General features: G+C 58.4%; 10 protein-coding genes and 1 tRNA gene. 2 read left to right on the forward strand and 9 right to left on the reverse strand.

Translation table 11 applies throughout. From position 1 onward, the window contains the following. Nucleotides 1–28 precede the first annotated feature (28 nt). The gene (locus tag C7H10_RS01680) at nucleotides 29–385 is read right to left on the reverse strand and encodes a hypothetical protein (RefSeq protein ID WP_106693425.1); all 357 of its coding nucleotides are present in this window, start codon (nucleotides 383–385) and stop codon (nucleotides 29–31) included. Nucleotides 386–541: 156 nt separating this feature from the next. On the opposite strand from C7H10_RS01680, the gene C7H10_RS01685 reads away from it, so the two are divergent. Continuing rightward, entirely contained in the window at nucleotides 542–1423 is an 882-nt protein-coding gene (locus tag C7H10_RS01685) for a sugar nucleotide-binding protein (protein ID WP_106693426.1), read from the forward strand. 27 nt (nucleotides 1424–1450) lie between these two features. Here C7H10_RS01685 and fnr read toward each other — a convergent pair whose 3' ends face one another. Next, a complete protein-coding gene (gene fnr / locus C7H10_RS01690) occupies nucleotides 1451–2203 on the reverse strand; it encodes a fumarate/nitrate reduction transcriptional regulator Fnr (protein ID WP_058092256.1) in 753 nt (250 codons plus the stop codon). Nucleotides 2204–2478: 275 nt separating this feature from the next. Beyond that, nucleotides 2479–3402, reverse strand: a complete 924-nt coding sequence (gene ylqF, locus C7H10_RS01695; RefSeq protein ID WP_106693428.1) for a ribosome biogenesis GTPase YlqF — start codon at nucleotides 3400–3402, stop codon at nucleotides 2479–2481. A gap of 239 nt (nucleotides 3403–3641) precedes the next feature. Between ylqF and C7H10_RS01700 the strand changes: the two genes are divergently transcribed. Beyond that, nucleotides 3642–4085: a Spy/CpxP family protein refolding chaperone gene (locus C7H10_RS01700; RefSeq protein WP_106693646.1), complete on the forward strand. Its 444-nt coding sequence runs from the start codon at nucleotides 3642–3644 to the stop codon at nucleotides 4083–4085. A gap of 50 nt (nucleotides 4086–4135) precedes the next feature. Here the strand turns inward: C7H10_RS01700 and C7H10_RS01705 are convergent, their stop codons facing one another. From C7H10_RS01705 to C7H10_RS01730, 6 genes are all read right to left on the reverse strand, one after another. Then, entirely contained in the window at nucleotides 4136–6613 is a 2478-nt protein-coding gene (locus tag C7H10_RS01705; protein ID WP_106693429.1) for an efflux RND transporter permease subunit, read from the reverse strand. A gap of 48 nt (nucleotides 6614–6661) precedes the next feature. After that, nucleotides 6662–7882 carry a methyl-accepting chemotaxis protein gene (locus tag C7H10_RS01710; RefSeq protein WP_106693430.1) on the reverse strand — a complete coding sequence of 407 codons (1221 nt, stop codon included), beginning with the start codon at nucleotides 7880–7882 and terminating at the stop codon, nucleotides 6662–6664. 7 nt (nucleotides 7883–7889) lie between these two features. Beyond that, nucleotides 7890–8936, reverse strand: a complete 1047-nt coding sequence (gene lipA / locus C7H10_RS01715; RefSeq protein WP_106693432.1) for a lipoyl synthase — start codon at nucleotides 8934–8936, stop codon at nucleotides 7890–7892. 132 nt (nucleotides 8937–9068) lie between these two features. Continuing rightward, nucleotides 9069–10346, reverse strand: coding sequence for an O-acetylhomoserine aminocarboxypropyltransferase/cysteine synthase family protein (locus C7H10_RS01720; protein ID WP_106693433.1), 1278 nt, complete (start codon nucleotides 10344–10346; stop codon nucleotides 9069–9071). Nucleotides 10347–10447: 101 nt separating this feature from the next. Beyond that, a complete protein-coding gene (locus tag C7H10_RS01725) occupies nucleotides 10448–11659 on the reverse strand; it encodes a serine hydrolase domain-containing protein (protein WP_106693434.1) in 1212 nt (403 codons plus the stop codon). A gap of 100 nt (nucleotides 11660–11759) precedes the next feature. After that, nucleotides 11760–11836: transfer RNA gene (locus C7H10_RS01730), tRNA-Met, on the reverse strand. Nucleotides 11837–11844: the final 8 nt, after the last annotated feature.

Here is an 11844-nt window from a genome sequence, read left to right on the forward strand (position 1 = left end):
CGCGGGACCCGATGGGCATTTGGCGGGTTCAGTGCGCTTCAGGTTCGTGAATGATTTCTTCGATAAAGTCGAGAATCGCCGCCAGGCTCCGGTCATCGAGCTTTTTCAGCACTTTGTGAACAACCATCTTGCTGCCTTTAAGCATACTGCTGATGCCCATTTTGGCCATGCCCATCATCATGCTGCTGGCATTCAGGCGCCTCAGGGGCTCCAGGAAAAAGAAATCCAGGCCCTGTTCAGTCAGCTCGACAATCAGGTTGTACAGCTTTTCGATGGCTTCCTTATCGGCTTTACCGCGCCCCTTGAGCTCGCTTACGGTATACAGGGCCCGGGAGCGCAGTTCGTCCGGGATGGGGGCCACGATATGGCTTTGTTGTTTCAGCATAGAGGTTCCTGTTGTTGTATGCTCGTCAGTGAGAATTGGTTTTACACCGGCGCCTGAAGTTGCATGATAGTGCAGCAAATGGATTGCCCGGGCCATTGGCCTGAGTGATTGCCAGCGCCCGTCATATCAGTGATATTCCGGAGGCAGTGATTCAACGTGCATGTACTTGTGGTTCACGACTATGGCCCTCTTGGCAGGGTGTTGCTGGAGCGGCTGCGAAGAACCCATCTCCACGTCAGCCCGTTACTGGTCAGCGACCCGGCCAATGCCGACTTGCATGCTCTGGAGAATTGGATTCCTGAAGACACTGACCTGATTGTGAATGCCCTGTGGCTGGTAGACCCCGAAAAGGCCGAGGATAATCGCGAGGCAACGCACCAGGCGGCGTTTTCCCTGCCCCTGGCGCTGGCGGAGTTTGCCCGTGACCGGAACATGGCCCTGTTACAGCTGTCGTCTTGTTACGTCTTTGATGGCCGCAAACAGGCGGCTTACATTGCCTCCAATCCCGGGCAACCAGTCAATGAACTGGGCCGCTGGCAATGGGAGTGTGAGCAGGCGCTTCGCACCGTATTGCCCAGGCACATCCTGCTCAGAACCGGCTGGAGCCTCGCCCGGTTTATCGAGAAGGTCCAGAAAAGCACCGCCGGAAATGAAGGGCTTTATTTGCCAGGGCGCTGCAAGGGTCAGCCGGTGGCCGTGCAGGATCTGGCAAGGGTGATTACCGCCGTAGTACTGCAGGTCGACTGTGGTGCCGAGGTATGGGGCACCTATCAGTACGCCGGGGCTGAAGAGATCAACCTTTATGAGCTGGGGCTGGCAATTGCCGGGATGCCCGGTATTCCCGAAGACATAAGGATCGTGGACGAAGTGCCCGAGTGGGGGCATCTGGAGCCGGTGAATACCACCATGGTGTGCAGCAAGATTCGCAATACCTTTGGCATCAAGCAGCTGCCTTGGCGAACGTGGTTGTCGGAAGAGGTGGCGATGCTGAAAACGACGCCTGAAGCAGAACCAGACAAGGCGCCGGCGAGCTCCTGAAGCCGCCGGCGCTGTTGGTCCCCGGGCTTACTGCTGGCAGCCCTGGCGAGCGAAATCCCGGGTGACCATCTGCAGGGCTTCAACATCAAGAAGTTCCACTTCCCGGCCCTTGGCCCGGATGATGCCCTGATTCTGGAAGCGGGTGAACACCCGGCTCACGGTTTCCACGGCCAGCCCCAGGAAATTGGCGATATCGTTTCTCGCCATGGGCAAGCTGAAGTTGGTGGGCGACATTCTGCGACGGCGGAACCGGCTGGACAGCGACAGCAAAAGGGCAGCGATGCGCTCTTCGGCGGTATTCTTGCTCAGCAGCATGGCCAGTTGATGGCTGTTCTGGATTTCCTGGCTCATCAGGTGGTACATGTGGTGCTGCAGTTCCGGCAGCTTGCCGGTGAGTTCTTCCAGTTTGTCTACCGGGAACTCGCACACACTGGTGCGTTCCAGGGCTTTCGCGGTACAGGCATAGTGTTCGCTGCTCATGCTGTCGAGGCCCACCAGTTCGCCGGGCATAAAGAAGCCCGTCACTTGCTCGTCCCCACCTTCGGTAATGATGGATGTTTTGATGGAACCGCTCTTGACCGCAAAGCACGAGCGGAATGGCGTGCTCTGATCAAAGATGTGCTCGCCGCGATTGAAAATCCGCCCCTGCTGGACAATGTCTTCCAATCGCTCCAGATCGTTTTCTTCCACCGCCAGGGGAAGACACAGGTTGCTCAGGCTGCACTGCTGGCAGGACGCCTTGAGGGGAGACACTTGGTGAAGTCGAATTGCCTGGGCCATATTGACGAACCATCCGGGTAGATCCATATCAGGCTGCGGTCATGCGCAGCCGTCCTCATTCCTGGTTGGCAAGGATTGCCCCTGCTCAGGAAGCAAGACCATGGCCAATCCGGATACGCTCAAAGTTTAGCGGACCGCCATGGGCGACAATGCTGAAACATCTGGATTCTCACACATTGATTAAAATCAAGTATAGCAAAAGAGTCTAGTCTTATGCGTGGATTTTAAGAAGGCTTTAGTCTAACCGGGCCGGTGGCCAAACGGTGGGTATTCGCTCAGGACGACCTCTTCTTGCGTTGCTCGGTACGGGCCTGCTTCTCGGCTTCCCTGGCCTCTTCATCGGCCCGGGCCTGCTGAAGTTCTCTCTCTACCATCTCAGGTGTTTCCAGGGAAATCCGGCCGATGGTTCCGGCCCTGAATTCATTGAGCAGGATCTCCGACACTTTGTGGAGGTCTGGCACACCGCCCCGGCGGAAGAACTTTCGTTTCGCGGCAATGGCATCCATCAGCGCCAGGCCATCGGCCGGTTGCTGTTCCAGACCGTAGCGGGCCATCACCAGTTCCGGGTAGGACTTGACCAGGTAGTCCGCCTCAAACATCGCCACATCCTCGAAGTCCAGCACGGCGCTGCGGATGGCGCCGGAAATGGCCAGCCGGTAACCGCACTGTTCCGGGGACAGCTTGGGCCAGAGGAAGCCTGGCGTGTCATAGAGCAGTATGTTGTCTGGCAATTTGATGGCTTGCTGGGCCCGGGTAACCGCCGGCTCGTTGCCGGTCTTGGCGGCGGGCCGGCCGGCAAGGGTGTTGATCAGGGTGGACTTGCCAACGTTCGGAATGCCCAGGATCATCACCCGAAGCGCGCTTTTCTGCCGATCATGGCCGGGGGTAAGTTCCTCGGCCAGCTTGAGGATACCCAACGCTTCCTTACGTTCGTTATGGGTCAGGGTGATGGCACGAACGCCCCGTTCCTGCTCCAGCCACTGAAGCCATTGATCGGTGATCGCCGGATCAGCCAGATCACGCTTGTTCAGGATTTTGATCAGCGGGGTGTCACCACGAAGCGAGGGCACCAGCGGGTTCTCACTGCTGAAAGGAATGCGCGCGTCGACTACCTCGATGATCAGATCCATCTGAGGCATGACTTTTTTGATCTCCTTTCGGGCCTTGTGCATGTGCCCGGGAAACCAGTTAATCGCCATGGTGTGTGCTCCGCTCGCTGTTTAAAGGCGCCATTATGCAGGGGAATGACCAAATTTTCATAGTCGCTGCGACCCCCGTGTGCCGGGAGCCGACGGAGTTTTTTTCGGAAGTGTGTACAAAAAGAAGGGTGATCGGGGTGAAAAGTGGGGCCGGAATGTTTTAGTGTGTACAGCCTTGAACAGTGAAAGCAACGAAATCCGGTGGTTAGAGCGTGGCCACCGGCCATTTGGAGACATTTATGAAGATTGCAAAAATTATTGGTTCTGCTTTGGTGGCCATCAGCCTGTCAATGCCTGCCTTTGCCCAGCAAGCCGCCCCTGGCCAGCCTGACCAGGTAGACCAGTTGGCCGAGATGGTGGGTTTGTCTGATGACCAGCAAACTGAAATTCGCGGCATCATCGACGAAATGCAGGGCGAAATTGGTGCGCTGCGTCAGAATGCCCAGTCACTGCAGCAGGCACTGCAGGCTGAAATCAAGGCGGACTACAGCGAATCTGCCATTCGGGATAATGCCGAGAAGCTGGGTGATGTAACGGGCGAGATCGCTGCGCTGTCTGCACTGATGCAGGCCCGCGTAGATGCGGTATTCACTGAAGAACAGCGTGATGAGCTGGATCGTCGCATGCGTGAAATGCAGCAGCAGATGCAGCAGCAACAGCAGATGATGCAGCCTGGCCAGTAAAACCGGCTGAATCAGACCCCGCCCGAGCGATGCTCCGGCGGGGTTTTTTATTATGGGGCAGGGAAAGGCTTGAACAGGATGATCAGCCTTGGCAGCAGGGTCAGGGCGCCGACCAGGGCCATGAACATGGCAAAGCCGGTGAACAGGCCGAAGTAGATGGTGGGGATGAAGTTAGACAGCACCAGAATCGAGAACCCGGAGATGATGGTCAACGAGGTGAAGAACATGGCCTGGCCGATGCTGCGGTGACATCGGTGCATGGTGGCCAGGTAATCACCGTCTTTGGCTAACTCGGTCTTGAACCGGTGGATGTAATGGATGGTGTCATCCACCGCAATGCCCACGGTGATGGCCGCCACGGTGATGGTCATCATATCCAGTGGAATCCCCAGCCAGCCCATCAACCCAAGCACCGAGCCAGCCGCTATCAGGTTCGGGGCCATGCCGATCAGAGCCAGTTTGAGTGACCGGAACAGGATCAAAAACATCACCATAATGGCTGCGAAAACCACCCCGATGGTTTTTATCTGGGAGTCGAACAGGCTTTGCAGCATGTTGTTGTACATGACGGTCATACCCGAGAGCTGGACTCGTTCCGGGGCGTAGCCAAGTTCCGTTGTCAGGTGGTTGTGTATGCGGTTCAGGAGGTCCTGCCGGCGCAAATCCGGCATGGTTTCCAGAATTCGGATGCTGAACCTGGCCTGGCTCTGCTCTTCCGATATATAGGGTGTCAGAAGGATGTCCTGTAAATCGTCGGGTACCGCGGCGGGCACAAACGCCAACTCAACGGCGTTGAGCGGCGTACCGCCGTTGATCTGAGCGAGCAGGTCCAGGGTGGTGCTGATCGACAGCACTTTGCCGGTCTCTGGCAGGCTGTTCAGGTAATCGTGCACGTCACCAAGCTGGCGCATTTTCTGGTAGGTATACCAGGTGTCCCGGTAGTCTTCTTCGTCACAGTCTTCCACAAACGGGTCGCAATCGCTGGCGAAGGGGTCGTCGCTGTAGTTCTCAGGTGGCGGCTCATCGGTAATCACCACGTCCAGCGGGGTGGTGCCGCCAAGCCGGTCGTCTATGGTGATCATGCCCTGGTGGATTTCGGTGGAGGATTTGAAGTAATCAATAAAGCTGTTCTCAACGGTCAGCCGGTTCAGGCCAATCACGCACAGCACGGCAATCACCCCGGAGCCCACTAGCACGGTGCCGCCAAACCGCTCGGTGAATCGGGCAAAGGCATCGGTGAACGGAATCCTGTCCGAGGTTACCCGGCTGTCCAAAGGGGGCGGCAGCAGGCTGAGCAGGGCAGGGAACACCAGGAAGGTGATGATGAAGGCTACGGATAGCCCCAGGGTCATCATCCAGCCGAAATCAATCACTGGTCGAATGCCGCTGAAGGTCAGGGAGCCGAAGGCGACAATGGTGGTGATGGCCATATAGAAGCAGGGTTTGATCATGGCCATGACGGTGCGGCGCAGGACATCCCGGGGCGCAGCATCTGGCTCGTCGTGCTGGAACTCCCGGTAGCGCACAATCAGGTGAATGGTGAGCGACAGAGTCATGATCAGCAGCAGGGAGATAAAGTTGGATGAGATGACGGTAACGGGCCATTGCGCCCAGCCAAGGAAGCCAATCATCAGCCACACGGTAAAGCCACAGCACAACAGGGGCACCAGAACCCAGCGCCACTGCCGGAAGATAATCGCCAGAGTCAGCAGCAGGAACGCCAGTACACCCAGGCCAAAGGTAGACAGGTCGTTCTGGATGAAGCGAATCATATCGGCCACAATCATCGGTACGCCACCCAGGTGAATGCTGGCGTGCTCCCGGTGGTTATCGAGGATCACCCGGACCTTCTTGATGGTGGCATCCCTCTCCTTGCCCAGGAATTCGGTGTAACGAATGAATTCCTGGCTGACCTGTTCCAGTTGCCGTTGGTCATCGGCGCTGGCGTTGCCGGAGTTCACCCTGTCCCGCAGGTTGTCACGCTGGTTCAGCAACTCGAAATAGCGCTCGGGTGTGGGCAGGTTAACCTGAATGGCCGTGGTGCCGGCATCTTCGCTGAGCAACAGGTTCGGGTACATGGGGTTGTCCAGCAACGCCTGGCGCGCGGTATCCGGGGCAACCTCGTGTTCGTCCAGGGTCTTGATTTCAGTGTCGACGGTATCCAGCGTCAGGTCCGGACTGTGCAGCAGCGGTACGTTCAGGATGCTGTTGGTCGAGCTCACGGCTTCCAGCGCCTGCAGTTCGTCCCGTAGGGCTTTGAGGCGGCCCAGGCCTTCCGGGGTGAAGAGTGGCTCGTGGGGCGTATAAGTCACCACCAGGAAGTCGTCCGAGGTAGTGAAGGTGCGGTTTACCTGCCGGTACTCTTCCAGTGAGCGATCATTCTCAAGCACCAGCGATTCGGCGGAGGCGTCGAGCCGGAACTGGTCAAAGCGCAAGGCTGCCAGGGCCAGGATGGCTCCGAACAGGACCAGGACAATCCAGGGGTGGGGAAGGATAAAGCGATCGTAAAAAGCACCGATGCGGTTCATGTATCAGGACTCTGCAGCGAAAAACGACTGCAGAGTGTGCCACAAACCTCAGTGAACTTTGACCTTTGATGCGGCGTCTTCGAGCGATTCGATCAGGTGTTTCAGTCGACGGGTCATCTCGGCGCTGTCGGAAAGCTGGGTGACCATGCTCTGGGTGGTGTCCCGGATACCCTGGACATTGGCCAGCACGTCATCGGTACCGGCCGTCTGTTCGGCGGACATATCCGCGATTTCCTGGTTGGTCCGGTCAATGCGGGTAACCACTTCATTGATGGCTTCCAGTGCCTGGCGCCCCTGTTCCGACTCCTCCACGCAGCGGGCAGCGCTCTCTGAACTGCCGGTCATCTGCTGTACCGAGGTGTTCATGGCGGCCAACAGCTTGTCCAGTCTGGTCTGGATCTGGTCGGTGGAGTCCTGCACCCGTTGGGCCAGCTTGCGCACTTCGTCCGCGACCACAGCAAAGCCCCGGCCCTGCTCTCCGGCCCGGGCGGCTTCAATGGCAGCATTCAGTGCCAGTAGGTTGGTCTGCTCGGCAATACCCTTGATTTCGGTGATGGTCTGGCCAATGGCCTGGCTGTTCTCGGCCAGGGATTCGACGCTGCTGGCGGAGTTGCGGATAACCTGTTCCAGCTGGCGAATGCTGTCGGCGCTCCTGCCCACGCGTTCCTGGCCGGCAAGGGCGGTGTCGCGGGCTTCGTGGGACAGGGTTTTGGCAATGCCAGACTGCTCGGCAATGCCGACGAAACTCTGCAGCATGGTTTCGATCACTTCGGCAGAGCGATCAGCGCCAGCTTGTTGGCGGGCCAGATCATCTCGCCGGGATTCGGCCGCGAGCGTCAGTTCCTGAACCTCCCGGTTCAGCCGTTCGATAGCCTCCTTCATGCTGCGAACAACCTCGACGGTACGATCCTGCATGGCATTGAACGCGGTAGCCATCTCGCCGATCTCATCGGTGGAATCCACCGGGGCCCGCTCGCTGAGATTGCCGCTGGCCTGAACCGACACCATGGTGTCTTTGAGGCGGTGTATGTGCCGCTCTATAAAGGAAATCAGCAATTGGGAGCCGGCCATCTCAAGTGCCATAAGCACGGCAACCACCAGGGCAAACCCCGGTGCGGTGTCGGCAAACACCTGTGAGAAGGTCGCACCAGACTGGTCAGCGATCAGCTGCATGGCGTAAAGCACCAGCAGGCAGAGCACAGCAAACACTACAATATTCAGCAACCAGAACTTGTACTTCAGCCGGGCATTGCGCAGCAGTGTCAGCATGGGCGCCTCAGTCGATGGCTTTAACGGGAATCTGCATGGCGTTGCTCGCCTGCGGAACGTCGGGCACGGCCAGCCCCAGGTTGTTCTTGTCGAACACCCGGTCAGCCCGATAGCTGGAGCGCACCATGGGGCCTGATGGCACTTCCATGAAGCCCTTCTCCAGGCCGATGTCGCGGTAACGGTTGAACTCTTCCGGGGTCACGTAGCGTTCCACCGGCAGATGGTTGGGAGTGGGGCGAAGGTACTGGCCAAGGGTAAGAATGTCGACGCCAATGGCCCGCAGGTCATCCATGGTTGCCAGGATTTCTTCTTCGGTTTCACCCAGGCCGAGCATCAGGCTGGTCTTGGTAAGTACGTCTGGTCGGTGCTTCTTGGCGTGGGCGAGCACGCTCAGGGTTTTCTCGTAACCGGCCCGGGGGTCGCGCACGCGGTGAGTCAGGCGTTTGACGGTTTCCACGTTCTGGGCGAACACGTCCAGGCCGGAATCCACCACTTTTTCCACGTCGCTCATCACCGCGTCAAAATCCGGGGTCAGGGCTTCAACGGCCACTTCCGGAGTACGCTGTTTGATGGCAGAGACGCAGGCGGCGTAGTGCGCGGCACCACCGTCGTCCAGATCGTCCCGGTCTACCGAGGTCAGAACGATGTAGCGCAGGCCCATCAGCTCCACAGACTTGGCGGTGTTCTCAGGCTCTTCCGGGTCCAGCCAGCCTTTGGGGTTGCCGGTGTCGACCGCGCAAAACTTACAGGCCCGGGTGCACACCGAGCCCATCACCATGATGGTGGCGGTGCCGTTGGTCCAGCATTCGCCGATGTTGGGGCAGTGGGATTCCTGGCATACGGTGCTCAGGCGGTGTTCCGATACATTCCGGCGCACGGCATCGTAACGTTCGCCACCGGGCATACGCGCTCTCAGCCATTTTGGCTTGCGCTCCAGGGGCTTGTCTTCCGTGCTGGCGGCCGTTCGTTTCACGCCGTCCTTGATGGCGGAAAAGCCGTGTTCGTTACGGAATTTGGAACCACTGGTAATGCGGGGCTTTGCGCTTTCGCTCATTGGGCCGGAGACTCTCGCAGAAAAGGTATGGAGAACCTTAAAGGTTAATCGGCGGGGCGAGCAGTTACAAGGCAGATACGGGCAATCACGGGGTAACCGGGCACGACTTTGGTCGTACCCGGTTGATGGTTATCAAGCCTGGGATTTGTCCAGGGCCTGGGTGATGTCGGCAATGATGTCGTCTACGTGTTCAATGCCGATAGACAGGCGCACCAGGTCTTCACTGACACCGGCACTCTTGAGCTCGTCTGCGTTGAGCTGGCGGTGGGTGGTGGTGGCCGGGTGGCAAGCCAGGGATTTGGCGTCGCCAATGTTTACCAGGCGCAGGATCATGTCCAGCGCATCGATAAACCTGGCGCCGGCCTCGCGGCCGCCCTTGATGCCAAAGCTCAAAATACCGGAGGCCTTGCCGCCGCAGATTTTGTCACAGGTGGCCTTGTAGGGGCTGTTGGCCAGGCCGGCGTAGTTCACCCACTCCACGGCGGGGTGATCCTGCAGGAACTGGGCAACCTTCTGGGCGTTGTCGCAATGGCGCTCCATGCGCAGGGCCAGGGTTTCCAGGCCCTGCATGATCAGGAAGGCGTTGAATGGCGACAGGGCAGACCCGGTGTTACGCAATGGCACCACCCGGCAGCGGCCGATAAAGGCGGCTTCGCCCAGGGCTTCGGTGTAAACCACACCATGGTAGGACGGGTCCGGCTGGTTCATCATCGGGAACTTGTCGGCACTGGCTTTCCAGTCAAACTTGCCGGAATCCACCACAATACCCGCTACAGTGGTGCCGTGGCCGCCGATGTATTTGGTCAGGGAGTGAATGACGATATCGGCGCCATGCTCAAACGGTCGGCACAGGAACGGGGTGGCGACGGTGTTATCGACAATCAGCGGAATGCCGTGCTTGTGGGCAATCTCCGCCCACTTCTGGATATCCACCACGTTGCCGGCCGGGTTACCGATAGACTCACAGAACAGGGCGCGGGTCTGGTCGTCGATGGCGTTTTCCACCGCCGCAAAATCATCGTGGGGCACCATCTTGCACTCGATGCCCTGGTTGGGCAGGGAGTGGGCGAACAGGTTGTAGGTGCCGCCATAGAGTTGGCTGGTGCTGACGATGTTATTGCCCACTTTACAGATGGTCTGCAGGGCATAGGTGATCGCAGCCATGCCGGAGGCCACGGCCAGGGCCCCGATACCGCCTTCCAGCGCCGCCATGCGCTCTTCCAGAACCGCGTTGGTGGGGTTCATGATGCGGGTATAGATGTTGCCTTGCACCTTAAGATCAAACAGATCGGCACCGTGCTGGGTGTCGTCGAAGGTGTAGGATGTGGTCTGGTAAATGGGTGTGGTGGCGGCCTTGGTGGTCGGGTCGCTCTTGAAGCCGGCGTGCAGTGCGAGGGTTTCCGCTTTCATCACAACATTCCTTGCTGGTAGTTTGTTCGTTATTGGTTTGAGGCCCTGAAGTATGGCACAGAGGTTTCCAGAAGAGGATGATGCCTGTCAATCGCCACAGATCAGTCCAGGGCTCCGTATACCAGAGCTCTGAGTTCCTGACGTATCGCATAAGAGGAAGAGGGCATTAGCTGAGTCATGAAAATCACCACCATGTCCTCCACCGGATCGACAAAGAAACTGGTGCTGGCCAGCCCACCCCAGCCGAACTCGCCTTCTGAGCCGATGGTGGCGGATTTGGCGACATCGGTTTTGACCGAAAAGCCCAGCCCGAAGCCGCTGCCCGCGTAGGGCGTTTCGCTGAAGCCACCAATGGAGAGCGCCGGCAGATCCTTGCCCCCGGGCAAATGGTTCAGGCGCATGAACTCAAGGGTCTTTCGCCCGATAATCCGCTGGCCCTGATACTCGCCACCCTGGCACAAGGCCTGGGCAAACCGGTAATAGTCATCAATGGTGGAGACCAACCCGCCACCGCCAGAGAGAAAACGGGGCTGCTTCAGATACTTCGAGCGCTGCGGGTCATCCTGCAGTTTCATGGTGTCGCCGGGTTGATGCAGGTAGCAGGCGGCAAACCTGTCTTGCTGGTCCGGGCGCACCTGAAAGCCCGTCTCGGTCATACCCAGTGGTTTAAATATATGCTCCTGGAAATAGTCATCCAGGGGTTGGCCGGAGAGCAGCTGGACCAGATAGCCGATCACATCTGTAGACACCGAGTAGTTCCAGGCGGTCCCTGGCGAAAACTCCAGTGGCAGGTCGGCCAGCCGATCCACCAGCTTGTCCAGGGTCAGGATGGAGCTGCCATCCAGCTTCAGCTGGCGGTAGGCGGCATCCACTTCCGTTCTTTCTGTGAAACCGTAAGTCAACCCCGAAGTGTGGGTCATCAGGTCCCGGATGGTCATGGTGGTGGTTGCCGGCTCGGTTTTGAAATCCGGGTAGCGGCCACCCTTGTACACCCGGAGGTTGCGCCAGGAGGGAATGTATTTGTGCACTGGGTCGTTCAGCAGGAATTTACCCTGTTCGTACAGCTGCATCATCGCGATGCTGGTGATGGGTTTGGTCATGGAGTAGATGCGGAACACCGTATCCCGTTCCATGGGCAGGTTGCGCTCTACATCTCTCAGCCCTTGGGCCTCACTCCAGACAATCTTGCCGTGTCGCGCAACCAGTGCCGCAAAACCGGGTAGCTTGCCGGGCTGGATGTAGTTCTGTTCAAAGTGCCGGCTGATGCGCTCGAGGCGATCCAGCGACAGTCCTGACACGAGGGATTCCGGCATGGCTGCTATCCTGTGCTGTAAAACACGCAATCGGGCTCTCAACGGGGTTGGGCCAGAACGAAAAAAGCCCGGATCTTTCGAACCGGGCTTTTAAGAATACTGGTAGCAAGGGGCGGAGTCGAACCGCCGACCCCAGCATTATGAGTGCTGTGCTCTAACCAACTGAGCTACCTTGCCATTTCGAT

It is taken from the genome of Marinobacter shengliensis, from assembly GCF_003007715.1.
Taxonomy (GTDB): domain Bacteria; phylum Pseudomonadota; class Gammaproteobacteria; order Pseudomonadales; family Oleiphilaceae; genus Marinobacter; species Marinobacter shengliensis.